The organism is Hymenobacter aerophilus DSM 13606 (assembly GCF_000382225.1).
GTDB lineage: Bacteria > Bacteroidota > Bacteroidia > Cytophagales > Hymenobacteraceae > Hymenobacter > Hymenobacter aerophilus.
The window spans coordinates 1-16742 of sequence record NZ_KB907843.1 but is presented as its reverse complement, the minus strand read 5'-3'; the positions used below and the strand labels follow the sequence as shown (position 1 = coordinate 16742).

Below are 16742 nucleotides of genomic sequence, written 5' to 3'. Positions count from 1 at the left end.
GAGTATCTGGCGCATCAGCGCGTGTACTCGCTGGCGCAGGCACAAACGGTACTGCAACAGGCCGTGCACCTCTACAACTACCAGCGTCCCCACCTGAGCTGTGACATGCTGGTGCCGGATCAGGCGCATCAGAAAGAGGGGAAGCTGAAACGGCGATGGCGCAACTACTACCGCCAGCAGGTCGTGGACGATAGCGTGGTCAACGAAAAAACGGACTAACTTCGGTTGGTCAATAGAAATCCGGACTAACAACAAAAACGGTCAACGCTTTTCAGGACGGGTCACACCTGTTAGTGTTCAGCCAAACGGTGATTTAAACAATCACCGGCTAGGCTCCGATAAAGGCCCGATTTTCGTACCCTATCCCAAAGATGGTGACGACGCATCACGCGCCTTAAGTAGCGCCTGCTTTCTAAACAAGACGATATGTAATACGATCAGGCAAGGCAGTGCTAAGACTGTAGGGACCCAATTGTCTTGAAGAAATGTTTTATGCGCAATTACGCTAAATGAATAATCATGCTTATAATACCAAAAAGCCGGGCTTATTGCTTGATATATTGCCCCTCCAATCATTATGTAGGGTATACACATGAGCACCCAACGAATCCAAGTGCGACGTAAGCCAATCATTACCCAAACAAGCAACATTGCGGCGATGAATAACCATAATAATTGCGGGATCCATACTAGAAATGTCAATATCCAGTATTCTAAACTCTTATCGCCAGAAGAAAGCAGTAGTTGCATGACCATTTTGTGTATATAATTACCTAATCATAATATGCCTCTGGCCGTTCGTTTGCTTGGGGTGATATCATGTCCAACGTATGCAACATGTAAGGTTTCAACAACAAATGTTCCTTTGACTACGCATCACGCGCCTTACGTTGCGCCTGCTTTCTGAACAAAATGAAATGTAACACGATCAGAAAAGGCACCGCCAATAAAATAGGAGCCCATTGTATTCGAAAATTCGAGCCATGGTCGAGCAAACTAATAAGATTGTCAAACTTATAACTATTGCGATGCATACCCACGGCAGTATCTATTGCCCACCCAATCATCGCATAGGGCACCCACATAAGCACCCAGTGGATCCAAAAGCGGCGCAAGCCAAGCATGACCCCGACCAGCAGTAGCGCGGCAATGCCTAGCCAGATCAACTGAGGAATCCACCATATAACTACTAATGCTGCGGTGGTCCAGTAAAAACGGACAGTGCGCTAAGATAGGTTGAGATTCAAGTCGCGTTCAAATTGATGGGGCGAGCGGTAGCCGAGGGCAGAGTGGCGGCGGTCCAAATTGAAGTAGGTGTCGAGGTAGTGAGCAACCTCCAGGTGGGCCTCTTCGAGACTGGCAAAGACGGTTCCGTGGGGTAGCAGCTCGGTTTTGAGCGTGCTCCAGCCAGCTTCCGCCTGGGCGTTATCATACGGATTACCCGGCCGGCTGAAGCTGGACAGGGCGCCGGCCTGTTTGATGCGCGCCCGGCAAGCGGCGCTGGTATACTGGCTGCCGCGGTCAGCGTGGATAATCAGGCCCGGCGCGGGCTGCCGCAGCGTCAGGGCCTGTTCCAGTGCATGCAGGACGAGCTCGGTCGGCATCTGCGCGGCCAGGTGCCAGCCCACGACCCGGCGCGAACAGGTGTCGCGCCACGTGGCCAGATAACACCAACGCCCACCCACCAGGGGCAAATAGGTAATGTCGCCCACCCACACCTGGTCGGGAGCAGTGGGGGCAGGTTGACCAAGTAGCCGGTTTTCAGCCACAACGGCGGCCGGGTCCGCGACCGTCGTGCGGGGGCGTTGTGGGCGCGTACTCAGCGCCCGCAACCCGTTGCGGCGCAGCCAGGAACGGAGCGCGTAGCGACCCACAGCATGGCCTTCGGCGCGTAATTCGGCGCGCAACCGCCGCGTGCCGTAGCGGCAAGCATGGCGCGTAAACGCCGCCTGCGCTGCTGGCTGCCAGGCCGCAGCCAGTTGGACCGGGCGCTGCTGCCACTGATAATAACCGGCTGCACTAACCGCCAACAAATGGCACAATAGCCGCACGGGCCAGGGCTCGGTGCAGGCCTGGATGAACTGGTAGCGGCTCATGACTGAGGCGGTTGCGCAAAGATGGTTACGACTTTTTTTAAAATGTCCCGCTCCATTTCCACGCGTCGCAATTCGGCGCGTAGCAGCTTGATTTCGTCGCGCTCGGCGCTGCTGGGCACGGCGGCTTTTAGGGCCTCGCGCTGCCAGCGGCCGAGCAAGGCCGGCGAAATACCTTGGGCGCGGGCCACGTCCGTCTGTCGGGCTCCAGCCGCTACTTGGCGCACGCACTCGGCTTTGAAAGCGGGCGTGTATTTCTTGCGCGTGGCAGGCAAGCCACTAAGATTCAGTTTCTCGGTCATGGGCAGTGGAAGGTAAGACTTCTCACTGTCCGTTTTAGCTAGACCACCTCATGCCCAGTCCTCCAAAGTTTTGATATCGGAAGAAAGCAGGAGTTGAATGACCATTGCAAGTAGGTGCTTGTTACATGGTAGATAAACAGAACTTTCCCGCGACTAAGTACCCCGAAAAGTCCCACGTTTGTCTAGGCTTGGGGAAAGCATCCGGTTTCGAGTTTCTTAAACTTCGATTCGTGGACGAGTTTCGTGAACTCACAACCAGGTGCTTTTCCGGGCCTGCAGTGGGCCATCAGCACCTGGGCCGGGCAGCTGCGAGGAGTTTACCCAAAGGAAGTTATGGGCTATCTGTGCCCGGCTCGGTCGGAGGGGCTGATGGCATTTGGCGGTGGGTGTACATTGTGTAGAGGAGAACCAATAACGCGGGTACTAACGGCAAGAGCAATAGTAGCAATTCTTCCGGCTTCTGGCCTCGCAATAAAGCCGGAACGAGATTATCTAAATCTGCGGTGAATTCTAGCACATAAAAGTATCCGCCTTGTTTGTATAATGTTGGCAAGCTGGGCAGGCGTATATGCTTAGGTAATAGAAAAAGGACGAATATTTCAGCGTAGAAAGCAATTAGCCACATGCGTACCGTTGTTTTATAGCGCAGGTAGCCAGCTAGCTTATAGGCCCAATAGGTAAAGAAGGTAAAAACCAAAAAGAAAAATAATATTATAATCAACCACGCCATATTATCTTTTTATTTGCAGAGAGTACAGACTCTTAAGGGTCAAATTATAGGTCCTCAATAGAAATGCCGACAAAGGAATCACCATCGACTAAAAACTGCCTTTCTGTTGTATACAATGCTAGGTTGTAATCGTCTCCGGCCTGCTAGTAATATTGAACGAATGCTACTTTGGGCCGCGGCGGGTGCGCGGCAAGCGGGGCTGGTAAGCGGGCGGCAAAACGGTGATTTGCGTAGGCGCTGGGTAAGCAAATTTCTGCAGACCTCTACCCCAGCATTTCCCGCACTGGCTCTTCGTCCCCCGCCACCGCCGCGGCCACCAACTCGGCAATGCGTTTGAGCTTGGTCGTATCCTTCGCCTGAGCATGCTCCAGCACCGCCCGTATTGCCCGCAGCCGTTTGCGCAGTTGATATGCCTTGTTTTGGTGCATTTTAGGCAGTTGCCGTGCCGCGGCTAACTCCTGTTCCAGCCGCTGCGTTTTGTGACGCTCCTCTTGCAGCTGGCTGCTGACGGTTTCCAATTCGTCCTGAATCCGGTTGCGCTCCCGGCGCATGGCATCCGTTTGACTGACCTGCGGGGTTTGGTGGTAGTAGGCGGTGGCCAGGTCCAGGGCCTGACAGCCCACGGCCACGGGAATGCCTGCCTCGCGCAAGGCCGTTTTCGCCCGCTGGATATGGAGCGGCGTAATGAGGGAGAAACCCTGGCTTGTGGACATGGGAATGGGTGTAAGCGATGATGTATGCCCCTGCTTGTGGGCTTCCCCTAGCGTTGAGCTGCTAACATTGCCATTTCAAGAGGCGCTTGGCCCCCGCCAAGGTACCATGCCAGCAGCGCCCCGCTCTGTGAGGCCAAAGCCACTACAATTTCGTGAGTTGTCCGACAAGCCGCATTACGTTAAGCAACCCTTTTAAGACAGGCTACTTAGATGACCCAACTTCCCGACGAAGAACCTGAAGACGCAGGCTTGATTCAATCCAAGCCGCCAACGGAGAAAGAACTGCAGGAAATTTCGCATTTCATTGCCCAGAGCAAGCAGCGGAATGCGGGCCTGCGCAACCCATGGCCGCTATCCCCCAAGCACCAACAGTCCCCAGAAGAAGAGCCGTAGCCTGGCCGAAACCCGCTCGCTACTCAGCTCCTGGATACACCCAGCGCTGAATCGGTCCACGAGCACGAGCCGAGCCGCTATCCGTCGGGCAGGCGGGCCTTCACCTGCCCGCTTCGGATGCGCGCCACGACGCTTTCAACCGATTGGTCATACTCGGCTTCTGAGGCGAATATCGGGTGCTGAAAAGCAGGAGATGAACCAGCCGGCGAACCCGAGTCAGGAGCCTGTTTCCTTTCCATACCAACGATCCGAAGACGCTTTTTGGTTGACTTTGTCATGGCGTGAGTTGCCCGAGGCGCTATGGTTCAGAAGCGGGTGATGTATATAATCACCCGTATGAAGCCCCCCCGGCTGGTGGAATAACCGGGGGGCCTGAAGTGGGTGCTGGTACACCTTAACTTCTACTCAATGAAACGGGAGTACCCAAAGTTAACCCGCATTTTTAGGTTCGGTTAAAGATCATTGGAGAGCATCAGAAAGGTTGGGGCATTCGACCTCCAGGCACTGCAAGCTCACCTACAGCCGGCCGCGTAATCTGACCGCCCCATACTTTTGATGCTCTCTTTAATACGTGAGGTGAGCAAAAGCTGTAAGCCAGCTTGGCAAGGACCTGCTTTTCTCAAAAAACGCCTCATCGGCGTTTAAACACCCATTTTATGGGATGGACAGCCAGCTCAGGATTCCGCAGCGTTGTTTTCCGTTCCTACTATCGTGCGACCTTCTTGGTGCGCCGGTATATCGGCGAAAAATTCCGCCAGACTTATTTGATGAATGTCTAGCAGCCGCAACAAGCTTTTTAGGGTGAGGTTGCTGCCTTGCTCATGGCGACCGTACCCGACGCGCGGTAGTTCATGGTCAAATGCAAACGCTTCGTAGGAGGAATAGCCCTTGTCCAACCGCAGTTGCTTCAGCTTTTGGGCAATCTGTTTTAGGCGCGGTTCAGCAGCAGGGACCATAAGCACATCATTCGGAAAAGCCGAAATGTGCGGTGTGCATCTAATATAAGTTACCTAACTTATTAAACCTTATTTATTAAACCTATTATAGTATGTTTGCAATGAGCTCGTCAGAAGCCTTGCTGGCCTCACCACCTCTTCCATGTCTCCGTCGCCTCCTCACCTGTTCTGGTGCTCCGTGACCGCCCTTGCCGGCGCTCTGCTGCTGAGCGCCTGTTCCCAAGCGTCACCCAATCCCTTCGCGGATACCGCCGCCTCTAACTCTATCCCCCACACGTTGTGTACACAAGCCGATTCGCTGAATGGCATGCAAGGCCATATTTTTGGGGAGCCGCTGCGCAACTTTTCCGGGCTAATCCCCCAAGCCCAAGATGGCGAGCACGGAGTCTACTGGATGTCGGAACAGGAAAGCGGCTGGTTTGGCCAGCACAACGAGGATGTTGTCACCTATTATCAGTTCCAAGACGGCAAATTCGCCATGTTTCGGGCCGTCACCGTGGATACCGGAGCCACCCGCACGGCGCTGCGCGAGCTAGCCCGCAGCTTGTTCGGCCCCGGTAGAGCCTGCAGCGACCTGCAGGGCGGGCTGGACTGGGAAGGCGAGCGGGTACGGGTGCAGTACTACGAAAAGGGGGTGCCTCCGGTGCTATGCTTGTTGGAAGTATACAGCAAACCGCTGGTAGCCGTGCAGCAAGCGAAGCTGCGCGAGCAACAACAGTGGGACAATGTTCTGGACAATGTTCTGGGCAAACTCTAGCCGAGGACGGCAGGGGCGCCTGGTTAATTCCGTCTGATATCTGCTATTCTATTCGCCGTATGCCCCCGTCCCGTCACCTTCCGTTCTCGCCCCCTTTCGTGTTGCAGCTGGCTTGAGAGCAGACCGATTTTAAGATGGTGCGCACGCACTGGAATAAAAATTTTGTGTGCAAATTTTCGCCTGGCGAGCCTATGCACTTTCTCGTGGCCTGGGTGCTGCACCAAATCCGCACGGATGGTTGCGTGATTCGCAACCACCACGTATTCCCGTTGGAGGAGGTCACAATCCCGGTTGAAAACACGCCGGATGAGCAAATCTATTGCGCGTGGCATCAGCTGGACGCGATCAGGTTTTCGTTCGAGATGGGCGCTCTTAAGCACTACTACGTTCGCCGGCTGCTCGACGACACTCAGAAGCGGCGGATTGGGTGCGTGGATGGCCTGGTTACCCTGCTCTTCAATCCCGGGCTACGCAGCTACCTGTTCAGCGTAGCCCAGCTTGACGAAATAGTGCCCACATCGCGGCCCTTTCCTCAACGAGCAGACGCGAGTATGGCACCCAGTTGCCGTAATCGCTGGTAAACATCACTCATTCCCCTCCTGTGCCCTCCTTACTTCCTCATATTCTCATGCAACCCACCACTCCGACCCTGGCGCGCCCCGGAAGCCGCACCATCCCCTACCGCTGGGCCACGCCCGGCCAACACGCGCAGGCCGTGCTCTGGGTCGCCGAGCAGCTCCACGACCACTTCCCCACCTTGCCCGTGGCAGCGTTTGCGCAGGCCTTCCACGCGTTTGAGCCTGATTTGTGGGAAGACTGCAACGACCTCTGGCTCGACTATGCGGACCTGGTCCGGCTTACCCAGCGGCTGGCCCACTCGCCGCTTGTGCCGGACCTGGACCCACCTATCTATTGCGCCGATGCGTGCTATATGGCCGACGTCCTGGACTACTATACCCGGGCGGCCACGGATTTACTTGCCGAAATGAAAGCCGGCGCCCAAATTCCAAGCCGGCGGATGATGTCGTTACTCGTGCGATTGGCAGTTGGCAACAGCGTCGTTGAGCGCGTGCGGCGAGAAACCCGGTCTAAAGCGGTAGCCCACGACCCGTTTGCAGCAGCAGAGTACGCGGACTGAACCGGCCGGTGGGGCTGCTGAGCCATTTCCTGCTGCCCAAGGCAATCACCCTCCCACCGCTTGCGCCCTGCTGCGCAGCCCAACCAGACGGCCACCATGGGCCTATGTGTTTACCAAAACACAGTCGCTGAACAGAGGTTCTCGACCGACTCGCCTGCAGTCGCCTTCCTGGCCACGCTCATGGAAAGCCCCGTTGCGGGCGAGTCGGTCGATCTGCCCGCGGCCGATGAGTTTACCCTGCACATCCTGGCCGCCGTAGCCCAGAAGGAGGCCACGGCTATTTCTACCCGCACCCGCGATGCACTAGCGGCCAAGAAGGCGCGGGGCTTCCAGCTCGGCACGCCCGCCAAGCTGACGCCGGCCTTCCGACAGAAGGCGTTGGAATCCCTGCAGCGCAATGCCCAGAAGAGCTTAGCCAACCGGCAGGCCGCACAGTTGGCGAGGCTACTACGGGCTACGGGCATGAGCCTACGAGGCATTGCCGCTCGACTCAACGAATCAGGATATCGGACTCTACACCTAGCAATCACTCGACGAATTAAATGGACGAAGAACGGATCTGGAGCCGCCTTTGCACCATGTCCTCCGCGTGCTGACGTTTGATTTTTTCCGGCTCCACCGGTACCGGTACCGCCGAGAGCGTGGGGCTGCACAGGGCCCACGGGCCGACGCCTTCGGCCTCCCTGGTGACGTTGGAGGCGCGCCTACCCTTTGGCGCGGGCGGCTTTTGCATAAAGAGCAACGTCACGCAAGCCAGTATCATCACGAACCGGATGCCCAGCCCTGCGCCCATTGCTTCGTACTCGTTGACGTAAGCTATGCCCTGCTCCATCATGCCGGGCCCGCCATCGGCTGACTTGCCCATCATCGAATTCAGGTTCAGCGGCTGCGGCTGCCCGGGGGGCGCAGCGACTTTATCTTTCTTGGCTTTGGCGGCCGCTTTCTTCGCAGTGGCTTCGGCTTCTTTTACCCTGGCAGCCTGCGCTACCATTTCGGGCGTGGGGTGCAACTGGGCATTGCGGGTGGTGGCAAGTAATGCTCGCCGCCCAGCAGGGCCAGCAAAAGTATCAGCGCAATCAGCCCACCGGTGCCCGAAGAATTGCGTTTGGCAATGGGGATGGGGGTGGCCATAAACGGAAAAGTTAGTGTGCATATAAAGGTCAGGATAGGGCACAACTTCATCGCTCGATTTCGCGGTCCTGCTCTTTTTCCGCGTCGCTACGCACGTCCTGGCTCCGGCCTTTGGCGGCCAGGGCCGTGCCCAGCTTGTTGACCGAGCGCTGCAACGCCGCAATGCCGGGCAACTCGGCCGGCTCCTGCTGGCGCTTGGGCAGGCGGGTGGCAAACTCCGCGTTTGGCTCCCGGTTCCGGTCGGTGCGGAGCTGCGGTTCGCGGGTTACGCGCCCGGTGGTGAGGTAGGCATACGGGCCGGGCGTGTCCTTTCCCTTCTCCGCGTTGCGCTCGATTTGCCCCAGCGTGGCGTAGAATACGTTGTCGTACTTGCGCTCCTTGGCAATGTCTTTCACCCGGGCCGGGTCGAGCTGCTCGTGGGCCATGAGCTTGGTGTTTACCCGCGCTACCTGCCCGTCGAGCCGGGCATCCTTGACGGCCATCTGCTCCGGGGTCAGCGGCTTTTTCTCTTTCCGGTTGGCCGCCGCCTTGCTCGTTATCTCCTCCACTTTTTGCTCTACCAGCTGCCGGCGCGTCGGCTCTTTGGCCGCAATGCCCAGCGGCACCACCCGGCCAAACTGCACTTGCATCTGGGTGACGGCTTCGGCCTGGAACTGCACCCGGTTGAAACGGTCGGCCTTGCCCAGCGGGTTGAGCGTGATTTTCTGGTCGGCGTCGCGGGCCGATACCATGAGGTGAACGTGGGTTTGCAGCCCGTCCTTTTTCTCGCCCTGCACCCCCTCGTCGGTGCCCCGGTTTTTGCGTTCCTGGTGGATGGTGGCCGCCCACACCAGGTTGGCTTCGCCCAGCTCCCGCCCGTTTTTCAGCTGGAAGTTTTTGGCGTACAAGTCCATCACATTCCGGGTGTATTCCTCCAGCGCCTTCGCATTATTGGGTGTTGTTAAACAAATAGGGTAAAACCTCCGACTCGGGCATACCACTGCCTGGATTTCCTAATTAGCGACCTGTTGGACAATATGTTATCTGGCATGTGGCCGGAATGATAGCCTTAACGTTCGTTTTCGCTAGCCACTTTTGATTGCGTTAAGGTGCGTGTAATACTATCGGGTTTCCGATGCGCTTACGCCGATTTTGCACCTTATCACGAGCGACAGGGCCATTTGGCCACGGACTCGGAGGTTTTACCCTATTTGTTTAACAACACCCATTATTGCCAATCAGTAGCAGCTCGTCGGAACTCGGACTCAGCACCAGCGAGTGAAACTTGGGGTCGTCTTTTCCTAAACCCTTCACGTTGCCGTCGAGTAGGGCCACGACCTCGGCGGCCGTCTTTGCCTCGGTGCCGGGGGCCCCAAAGAAGGTAGCTTCGCCGCCGGCCTCCTTCGCTTCCTTCACCAAATAGTTGGCGCACCGCTGGGAGCTGCCGGCGTTGTTATACACTTTTTGCCCGTTAGTCTTGGGGTTGATTACCTTGGCATACATCGGCCGGTGGGAGAAGAAAGCGGAAGAAAAAAGCCCGGTTGCCTCTCCGGTTGCAAGGCCGAAAAGTTGCCGTTGCCTCCCGGGTTGTATCGCCGGTTGCAGCGGCAAAAACGGGCGGGGCATTCCGGCCGGCTGGAAGCGCGGACCGCTGCAACCGGGCCTTGGGCCTCTGGGGCGGGCTGCCCTATTGGGGGGGGACGTCGGCACTCGGAGTTGCCGCCTTTTGGGTGGCCGGTGCTTTGGGCGGCAGCACTGGCACCTGGGGTTTGGCCGCCAGACTTGGCGCGGGCACGTTGTTGGTTTTGATGAACTCGCGCATCTGCGCTACCAGCTTTTGGTCGCGGTCGTCATTAACGGTCTTGTGCGCCGCTGCCCACTCCGTTTGCTCTCTGTTCGCCACGCGCAGGTTGGTTCGTTCTAGGAGCACGCGGGCGATGTAGGTTTCGATATCGTTCTTGACCAGCAGTTCCACCATCGGCGCGAGGAAGTTGGTTTCGACGGCGACTTGGTGGCGGAGTATGTCGCTTTCAATCTGCTCCAGGTAATTGAGCGTCCCGCCCTGCTGCTGCTGCAAGAACCCGTAGAGCGACTTCTCCCAGTTGCGCAGTATCGAAATCAGCCGGTTGCCAATGTCCACGTTCTGCACCCGAATCGCGCGCGCCTCCTGCGACACCGTCTTGGTGACATGGGCAAAACTCTGCGCCGGCGCTTTGGTCGGGTCGAGCCTGTTCTCGGCAAAATAGGCAATCGCCGCACTGGCGTATTCGCCCTTAGTCAGCTTGAGCTTTTTCGCGTGCGCCGTAAACAGCCGGTCCACTTCCGGTACGAGATGAACCGTGGGGCCCATCTGTTCGGCCGTTTTTTTACCGGGCGGGCGGCCTTTTTTCTTTGGGGTTGGTTCCATGATGGATGGGGAATTTAATGATTTATTTTACCGACTTCTAGCATGATTATCAATAAGTTATATTAAATATTACCACATCATTCGTAACTTACATTAGAAGCTGCACTACAAAAGGCATTAAAAGTATTTATTTTACCTACTTAGATGCTGGCTATCAATGCGGTAGCATTTATTTTACCAAGACAAACTATGTTTGTCCCTGATTATCAGCGCGGTAGCGATGATAATCAGGTCCTCCTCTCGCTAAACTATGACTAGGGCTCTGTTTAGAAACCCTATGTCGTCCCCAATCTACACTACGCCGGCGCTACTTCCTACTGCCGGTCCTTGTATCTGTTTAGACACTACCAGCTACTCTTAGCCTCACTACGCTACGCTGAGTCTTTGCTGCCTTACTGATTACTTCCGACCCCTGCGCTTCTCTCAGGCGTCGGATTTCCTCTATCCTGGCTATCCTGCTACTCCGCCCCTCCCCAGCCCCCAACCCAACGATTAGCTTTTAAGAATTTATCGCCCAGTTACCGAACCCACTACTGCTGCCGTTTCCTCTGCTCTCTGGATTTTGCCGGTTGCTCTTTTCCGCTCCCACCTCCAGCAGCACCCTAACCACCTGCACCAACCCGCCGGCTTTCTCCTGCACCTGGACTTTTCGGATTGCCTCCCCTTTATCCCTTCGAGCCCGACCAGCTCCCTTCCCAAACTATCTGACTACTGACCTACTGAGCCTTTTGCATTTCGGCCATTGTAGCTCTAAGACTCAGTGGCTGCTATTGCTTCTTCTGCTGTATCCGCTTACCTGGGCTCCCGCTACTCTACCGCTGCTCTACCGAATTATCCCAACCCCTGGCCGTCCTACTCTGCCGGCTCCTACTTCCTGCCTAACTACCGAACTGGCCCTACTACCGAACTACCCCCTCGCGCCACTTTTCACGACTGGGCTCAATTTCTCAGTGACTCCCGTTTTCCTTTTTACCTTATGACTATCGGCCGTCACTCTCCGCCCCAGTAGCGCTTATCCGTTTTTATCCGGCGGCCCACTTTCCAATTTTCTAACGCCGGCCCTTCTATCGTTTTGCACCCGTCACCGCTCTTTTCCTTTGGAGTGGTTTCGGGTCTTTTTTTTCACTGGCCACTTTGCCCACCGCTCGATTTTCACCCAGTGTCTTTTTCATGCGCCCCTCGTTTTCTTCTCCAGCTGCATTTGTTGCGCCCGCCACTTCTCTGCTCCGAAGTAACCTTCCCGCCGCGCCCAACTTCCGCTGCCTCTACTTTGAGCTATCCTGTTTTTTTGACGCCGGTCCTTTTTTAACCCGCGCAATTTTCCGCCAGCTTCCCAAAATCCGCGGCCGATGATTATTCGATTTTTCTGTTCGACTGCCCCTTCCATTTTTTCAGCTACCCCAGAATTTCATCACCACCCGAATGAGCCTGGCCCCCTCCATTCTGCTTTGAGCCGGTCCGCTCATTTCCCCAACATCTCCACGCCTACCCATCGCCCCCTACTGCTATCAACGCCGCCTACGTCTAAAACCTGAACCGGTCTTTTTCACCGACACGCTATTTCACCTGGCCCCGCTTTTTCGGTTACCTCCTCCAACCCACCATCCCCAAAATAGCGCGTTGCCTATCCTGTCGCCGACCTACTACTCGCGTCCCTAACCCGGACTTGCTACCCTACTCTCCCCGCCGGCATCGAGCTAAAACCACCGCCCGCATTTCCCGGACTCCTCGCCTCCCGGCTGAACCTTGCATTCGGCCCGCTCCCATTTTCCTGCTCCTATCAATTTCCCACTGGCCCAACTTTTCGGCTCTACCCCTTTTAAGCCGCCTCCCGTTTTTCTGCTTCTCCCACTTTTGGGCTCCACTGCTTTTTTCGCCGGCGCTCAAAATTTGCCTTGTCCGTAATTCTGCTCCTGGCCAAAATCTGCGTTGTCTTTTTTTTGCCGGTGGTCCCAAAATATACTCAGCTGCTCTTTGCCCCCGTCGTCACTTTTCGCCTCCACCGTTTTATCTGGTATCCGTCTTTTTTCACTGATGCCAAATTTCTGACTCCTCCTTTTTTCCCCGGGCCCTACTCCAAGCCCCTACCTACCCGCGGCCCTTGCTGCTGCCATCGACACTCTCTGAATCTACCGGCCTGCTCAAAAAACCTTACCCCCGAAAACTCTATCCAAGCCACTTTTCTACTTCGCCTCTCTCTGGCATTTCCTCCTGTTTCCGATTTTCTTGTCCAGCACCGACAACAAAAAAAAGCAGTGGGAAAAAGAAAGATTTTTCCATTCCGGGCTCACTTCCTGCGCCGTCGATTTCCAATTTCGGACTCGACGCTTTTCTACTTCGCCCCTCCCCCGCGTGCTCATCCCGCCAGCTGTTCCTTTCTCGCTCGGCCACTTTTGTTGCTGCACTGACTTACTACCCGCGCCGCATTTTTAGCCAGGCCTGTTTTGGAGCAACCCCGCATTTCTGACACTCGCCCATTTCTTCCCCCACCCAGATCTCTGCCAGATACTGTTTTTCCGCCGCTGATAATTTCCGCTGCTTCCCCTTAGTCGGTTCTCTCCAAAACGGCGTTACCTCGGCCTGTCTTCCTGTACCGGGCATGCCACTGTTCCACCTTTCCCGGTTCAGTTGCTCCCCGTTCGTTTTGCACTTCTGGCACTGCACGCCACCTCCCGGCCCGACCACTACTCCCCCTACTTTTCGTCCGACTCATTTTCGGGCCCGGCCCGTATTTTCCAGCTGCTTGCTTGTGGGCTGCCTCTCCAAAATGGCCCGGCCCCAACATCTGCGCTACCCCTACTTTGGTCCTGGCTTCATTTGGACACTACCGATCAACTCGGTGCTACCCACCCCCTACCAACTCGTCATAAAATACTCGCTGCCGCACTCCTGCCGCACCGTCTTTTCACGCCCCACCGTTTTTCCCCTCGACCAACTTTTCCAGTTTCCTCGACTTTCTGCACACCCACTATTTTTTCCCCAGCTCATTTCCACTCGCACCCAATTTTGAGCCGGCCCGTGTTTCAATGGTACTCAAATTTGAACAGGACCTGAAAACTAACTTACTTTAGCTCACTGTCCGTTTTCACTAGACCATCCCAAAAGGTACAATTGAAAAACGACTTTTTATCAGTCATACCCTGTTAAATAGGTGCTCGAAAGTATAGTCCGGTCACAGGACAGCAGTGATTCTGGGTCGACTGATAAAAAGTCGTTTTTACATCCTGTTAGGATTCTTGAACGGATGATCGTGGTTACCACGATCATGGAGTGATAGTCCATGAAGTAAAACAGGAGCTAGGTGTTAAAATAATCAAAGTATAATTAAGTATTAAAATAGTGCAATCACATAATCCGGTTTTGGACTTCTTTGTGCTTTTCCGTTTTGCTGCTTTTTTCTTGGCCTCTCGAACTATGTACTCACCCCTTGAAAGCCAATTTTTAGACTCGCGTGCGAATCAACAACTTGTGTATTTTTAGGTATTTGTCTATTTGCAGGGCTCATAACCTTCTGATTGTTTGATGTATACGAGCTTTACAAACTACCTTTTATCAGTTAAAAACGACTTTTTATCAGTTAAAAACGACTTTTTATCAGTTAAAAACGACTTTTTATCAGTCATACTGGGGTCGAACTACGACTTTTTATCAGTTAAAAACGCCCTGCAAAAAGCAGTGTAGTTTTTCAACTCTTTTTCTATATTTGCTTTCTATCCCAGCTACTATGGATCAATCTGAATTACTGGAAATCAGACAGCATAACGCTATCACCACGGCACGCTATGACTATACTGCCTGTCAACTGGACCTACTGTTTTTCCTGCTCTCCAAACTACGTCGGGAAGACAAGCCCAATCAGGAGTACCAGATCCATATGAATGAGGTGGTAGCCATGACTGGGCGGGAGTGGCACTACAAGCAACTGAAGGAAGCAACCGAATCCATGGGCTCGCGCATGTTCGAGGTGGAGAATGACCACTCGTATGTGCAGCTGTGGATGTTTCAGAAGGTAGAGTATGTCAAGGGCCAGGGCTACCTGCGCATCCGCCTCTCGGAAGATATTCGCCCGTACCTGTTTGAGTTGAAGAACAACTTCACCTCCTTTCAGCTATTCTCAGCTCTGAAAATTTCCAGCAAGTATGCCAAGCGCATCTACCAGATGGCTTCGCAATGGAAGGACATCGGAGAAACGAAGACCTACGATCTGGACGAGTTCAAGCACATGCTCAAACTCAAGGATCCGAAGGGAAAAGAGCCGGAACAGTTTCAGCGCATTAGCGATCTGAAGGCTAAGGTACTCGACATTGCCGTACGCCAGATCAACGAGAATACGGAGCTCAAGATCGGCTATACCCTGCTCAAGCAGGGCCGTTCCTTCCATGCCGTGCGCTTCTACGTGACCAAGCAGCAACCTAGGCAGCTACCAATTCCATTCGATGAATCCCCTGAGCAAGCTAAGATTCTGATGGCACGCCGGCATCTGGAGTCGCTCAGTATCAAAGACCCGAAGCTGGTTGCGCAGATCATCGGGGATGAGAAACTCGTAGATGAGCTGTTCAAGTTTATGTACCGCCTCAAGACCGATAAGATTAAAGCCGACAAGAACCCAGCCGGCTTGCTGCTGACAGTGCTCGGGCTCAAATCGCCGGCCAAGAACGCTTAGTCTGGGGCCCTCTCCCCTACCCTGCCATGACCTCTCATAACCAAGAAGCATATCGCGCACTCAGAGCCTACCTGACGCACTTACTGACTGACCCACGGGACAAAGCCCTGGAAGAAGTACCTACGCCCTTACGCGCCAGCGTAGAGGCTTTCATGCAGGGCAAGACGGTGTACCACGATGCAGCTGACCGCCCCATCATCTACGCGCACGATCTGGCCGCCTGGGCGCACCAAGTGATACACGTCTCGGGCCTGGAGTATCCGGTGGCGCTGGCCACTGTGGATGTCGATAGCCTACGCCAAGCGCTGGCTGCATGAGTGAGTGGAATGAGATTGAGCGTCTGACGGCCTTGGTGCAACAGCTACCCGAGGCGGACAGGCTATCACGTCAGCAGTTGAGCCAGGTTATGGTATCGGCCCACTCGACGATGATTGAGGGTTCTCGGGTAACGGTACAGTCGGCCTTCGACTTCCTGGTAAGAGAGGAAGCGGTAATCGACCCAACGCTGCCATGGGACGGCTACGATATGCTGGCCGATCATGCGCAGGCCTTGGACCTAGCCCTGCGGTGGGCTGATGAAAGGCGCCCTCTCTCCTCACAGCTGCTACAGGAGCTGGCCGGCACCGTGATGCGCACGACCGGACTACGGACCAACAGCATCTTAGGTAGCACCGATGCCGCCCGAGGCGACTTCCGCATCGACAAGGTCTCCATCATGGGGGCCAGTTCGTTTCCGAACGCCCAGAAGGTCCCGACATTGGTCGATCAGCTTACCCAGCAACTCCGGCAGCGTATGGCTACGGCCGCAACACTGCAGGATCAGTTGCATATCGCCTTTGATGCGCACCAGCAACTAGTAAGTATCCATCCGTTCAACGACGGTAATGGCCGCACGTCCCGGCTGTTGATGAACTTCATTCAGCACTACTTCGGACAACCACTCACCGTTGTGTTCCGGGAGGACAAGAAGGAGTATTTCGCAGCACTGGAAAATAGCCGACGTACGGAGAACCTGGATGTGTTCCGAAATTTCATGGAGACCCAGCATAGCAAATCACTGAAACGCCAGTTGTTGAAGCATTAGATTACAACTAAAATAGCAACTAGATATAGTTTTATTTTCGGTTGCTAATACACACCTAATAGCGCATCGCAGGAAAGTGATTTCGCCCTATATGGCCTTCTTACGAAAAAGCGCATAGGTGCCTGCACCAAGTGCCATGGAATATAATGAAGCTGTTTAGGAAGTAGTCAGTCAGGCGCAAAACAGAAAAGACTCCCACAAAAGCGGGAAATTTGAGGTGCGACCCATCTCCTTTCCCTCCCTCATGGAAGTCTTGAGCAAAGATATAATTACCCGCTGGATACTGCCCTTGTTGCCGGCCCGTGCTGGTGGCCGCCGCGCAAGCGTCGACCTGGCTGAGGTGGTGGGCGCCATCTGCTACAAGCTCAAAACAGGCTGCCAGTGGCGCTGGCTGCC

18 protein-coding genes are annotated in these 16742 nt (G+C 55.0%); 8 read left to right on the top strand and 10 right to left on the bottom strand.

The features are described from left to right. Nucleotides 1-219: integrase core domain-containing protein (locus H145_RS22115; RefSeq protein WP_019949674.1), on the top strand; the 219-nt coding region annotated here is incomplete at its 5' end. A 141-nt stretch (nt 220-360) separates the two neighbouring features. Here the strand turns inward: H145_RS22115 and H145_RS24375 are convergent. From H145_RS24375 to H145_RS0118620, 5 genes are all read right to left on the bottom strand, one after another. Continuing rightward, on the bottom strand, nt 361-750 hold the full coding sequence (locus tag H145_RS24375; RefSeq protein WP_157541810.1) for a hypothetical protein: 390 nt from the start codon (nt 748-750) through the stop codon (nt 361-363). Nucleotides 751-1226: 476 nt separating this feature from the next. Next, nucleotides 1227-2168 carry an IS3 family transposase gene (locus H145_RS0118635; protein WP_240471732.1) on the bottom strand — a complete coding sequence of 314 codons (942 nt, stop codon included), beginning with the start codon at nt 2166-2168 and terminating at the stop codon, nt 1227-1229. Further along, nucleotides 2093-2395, bottom strand: coding sequence for a transposase (locus H145_RS24840; RefSeq protein WP_083937858.1), 303 nt, complete (start codon nt 2393-2395; stop codon nt 2093-2095). Before H145_RS24840 ends, H145_RS0118635 begins: the two co-directional genes overlap by 76 nt. Before the next feature lie 331 nt (nt 2396-2726). Further along, nucleotides 2727-3092 carry a hypothetical protein gene (locus H145_RS0118625; protein WP_157541805.1) on the bottom strand — a complete coding sequence of 122 codons (366 nt, stop codon included), beginning with the start codon at nt 3090-3092 and terminating at the stop codon, nt 2727-2729. A 296-nt stretch (nt 3093-3388) separates the two neighbouring features. Further along, nucleotides 3389-3838: a hypothetical protein gene (locus tag H145_RS0118620; RefSeq protein ID WP_019949670.1), complete on the bottom strand. Its 450-nt coding sequence runs from the start codon at nt 3836-3838 to the stop codon at nt 3389-3391. Nucleotides 3839-4048: 210 nt separating this feature from the next. On the opposite strand from H145_RS0118620, the gene H145_RS24370 reads away from it, so the two are divergent. Continuing rightward, nucleotides 4049-4231 (top strand): hypothetical protein, encoded by a 183-nt coding sequence (locus H145_RS24370; protein ID WP_157541803.1) that lies wholly within the window; start codon nt 4049-4051, stop codon nt 4229-4231. Nucleotides 4232-4905: 674 nt separating this feature from the next. Here the strand turns inward: H145_RS24370 and H145_RS22110 are convergent. After that, the gene (locus H145_RS22110) at nt 4906-5187 is read right to left on the bottom strand and encodes a hypothetical protein (protein ID WP_019949669.1); all 282 of its coding nucleotides are present in this window, start codon (nt 5185-5187) and stop codon (nt 4906-4908) included. Between the two features lie 178 nt (nt 5188-5365). On the opposite strand from H145_RS22110, the gene H145_RS24365 reads away from it, so the two are divergent. The 3 genes from H145_RS24365 (at nt 5366) to H145_RS0118600 (ending at nt 7082) form a co-directional block, all read left to right on the top strand. Further along, complete coding sequence (locus H145_RS24365; protein ID WP_157541801.1) at nt 5366-5944, top strand: hypothetical protein; 579 nt, start codon at nt 5366-5368, stop codon at nt 5942-5944. A gap of 191 nt (nt 5945-6135) precedes the next feature. Beyond that, nucleotides 6136-6525: a hypothetical protein gene (locus tag H145_RS0118605; RefSeq protein WP_019949667.1), complete on the top strand. Its 390-nt coding sequence runs from the start codon at nt 6136-6138 to the stop codon at nt 6523-6525. Between the two features lie 47 nt (nt 6526-6572). Further along, nucleotides 6573-7082: a hypothetical protein gene (locus H145_RS0118600; protein WP_019949666.1), complete on the top strand. Its 510-nt coding sequence runs from the start codon at nt 6573-6575 to the stop codon at nt 7080-7082. A 538-nt stretch (nt 7083-7620) separates the two neighbouring features. On the opposite strand, the gene H145_RS0118590 is transcribed toward H145_RS0118600, so the two are convergent. The 4 genes from H145_RS0118590 to H145_RS0118575 form a co-directional block, all read right to left on the bottom strand. Next, nucleotides 7621-8235, bottom strand: coding sequence for a hypothetical protein (locus H145_RS0118590; RefSeq protein WP_157541797.1), 615 nt, complete (start codon nt 8233-8235; stop codon nt 7621-7623). Nucleotides 8236-8260: 25 nt separating this feature from the next. After that, on the bottom strand, nt 8261-9193 hold the full coding sequence (locus H145_RS0118585) for a DUF5712 family protein (RefSeq protein WP_262489242.1): 933 nt from the start codon (nt 9191-9193) through the stop codon (nt 8261-8263). 214 nt (nt 9194-9407) lie between these two features. Beyond that, nucleotides 9408-9695 (bottom strand): DUF5712 family protein, encoded by a 288-nt coding sequence (locus H145_RS0118580; protein WP_019949662.1) that lies wholly within the window; start codon nt 9693-9695, stop codon nt 9408-9410. Nucleotides 9696-9879: 184 nt separating this feature from the next. Beyond that, entirely contained in the window at nt 9880-10599 is a 720-nt protein-coding gene (locus H145_RS0118575; protein WP_019949661.1) for a hypothetical protein, read from the bottom strand. Between the two features lie 3724 nt (nt 10600-14323). Between H145_RS0118575 and H145_RS0118570 the strand changes: the two genes are divergently transcribed. The 3 genes from H145_RS0118570 to H145_RS0118560 are packed head-to-tail and all read left to right on the top strand — an operon-like array spanning nt 14324 to nt 16346. After that, nucleotides 14324-15262 (top strand): replication initiation protein, encoded by a 939-nt coding sequence (locus H145_RS0118570; protein WP_019949660.1) that lies wholly within the window; start codon nt 14324-14326, stop codon nt 15260-15262. A 26-nt stretch (nt 15263-15288) separates the two neighbouring features. Continuing rightward, the gene (locus H145_RS0118565; protein ID WP_019949659.1) at nt 15289-15579 is read left to right on the top strand and encodes a hypothetical protein; all 291 of its coding nucleotides are present in this window, start codon (nt 15289-15291) and stop codon (nt 15577-15579) included. Beyond that, on the top strand, nt 15576-16346 hold the full coding sequence (locus tag H145_RS0118560) for a Fic family protein (protein ID WP_019949658.1): 771 nt from the start codon (nt 15576-15578) through the stop codon (nt 16344-16346). The genes H145_RS0118565 and H145_RS0118560 overlap by 4 nt, the downstream gene beginning before the upstream one ends. Nucleotides 16347-16742: the final 396 nt, after the last annotated feature.

Bases quoted from the DNA above. Each gene is read 5' to 3' on its own strand.
- H145_RS0118600 (WP_019949666.1), top strand. From the start codon at position 6,573: ATGCAACCCACCACTCCGACCCTGGCGCGCCCCGGAAGCCGCACCATC.
- H145_RS24370 (WP_157541803.1), top strand. From the start codon at position 4,049: ATGACCCAACTTCCCGACGAAGAACCTGAAGACGCAGGCTTGATTCAA.
- H145_RS0118565 (WP_019949659.1), top strand. From the start codon at position 15,289: ATGACCTCTCATAACCAAGAAGCATATCGCGCACTCAGAGCCTACCTG.
- H145_RS22110 (WP_019949669.1), bottom strand. From the start codon at position 5,187: ATGGTCCCTGCTGCTGAACCGCGCCTAAAACAGATTGCCCAAAAGCTG.
- H145_RS0118560 (WP_019949658.1), top strand. From the start codon at position 15,576: ATGAGTGAGTGGAATGAGATTGAGCGTCTGACGGCCTTGGTGCAACAG.
- H145_RS0118580 (WP_019949662.1), bottom strand. From the start codon at position 9,695: ATGTATGCCAAGGTAATCAACCCCAAGACTAACGGGCAAAAAGTGTAT.
- H145_RS0118620 (WP_019949670.1), bottom strand. From the start codon at position 3,838: ATGTCCACAAGCCAGGGTTTCTCCCTCATTACGCCGCTCCATATCCAG.
- H145_RS0118570 (WP_019949660.1), top strand. From the start codon at position 14,324: ATGGATCAATCTGAATTACTGGAAATCAGACAGCATAACGCTATCACC.
- H145_RS24840 (WP_083937858.1), bottom strand. From the start codon at position 2,395: ATGACCGAGAAACTGAATCTTAGTGGCTTGCCTGCCACGCGCAAGAAA.
- H145_RS0118575 (WP_019949661.1), bottom strand. From the start codon at position 10,599: ATGGAACCAACCCCAAAGAAAAAAGGCCGCCCGCCCGGTAAAAAAACG.
- H145_RS0118605 (WP_019949667.1), top strand. From the start codon at position 6,136: ATGCACTTTCTCGTGGCCTGGGTGCTGCACCAAATCCGCACGGATGGT.
- H145_RS0118590 (WP_157541797.1), bottom strand. From the start codon at position 8,235: ATGCACACTAACTTTTCCGTTTATGGCCACCCCCATCCCCATTGCCAA.
- H145_RS24375 (WP_157541810.1), bottom strand. From the start codon at position 750: ATGCAACTACTGCTTTCTTCTGGCGATAAGAGTTTAGAATACTGGATA.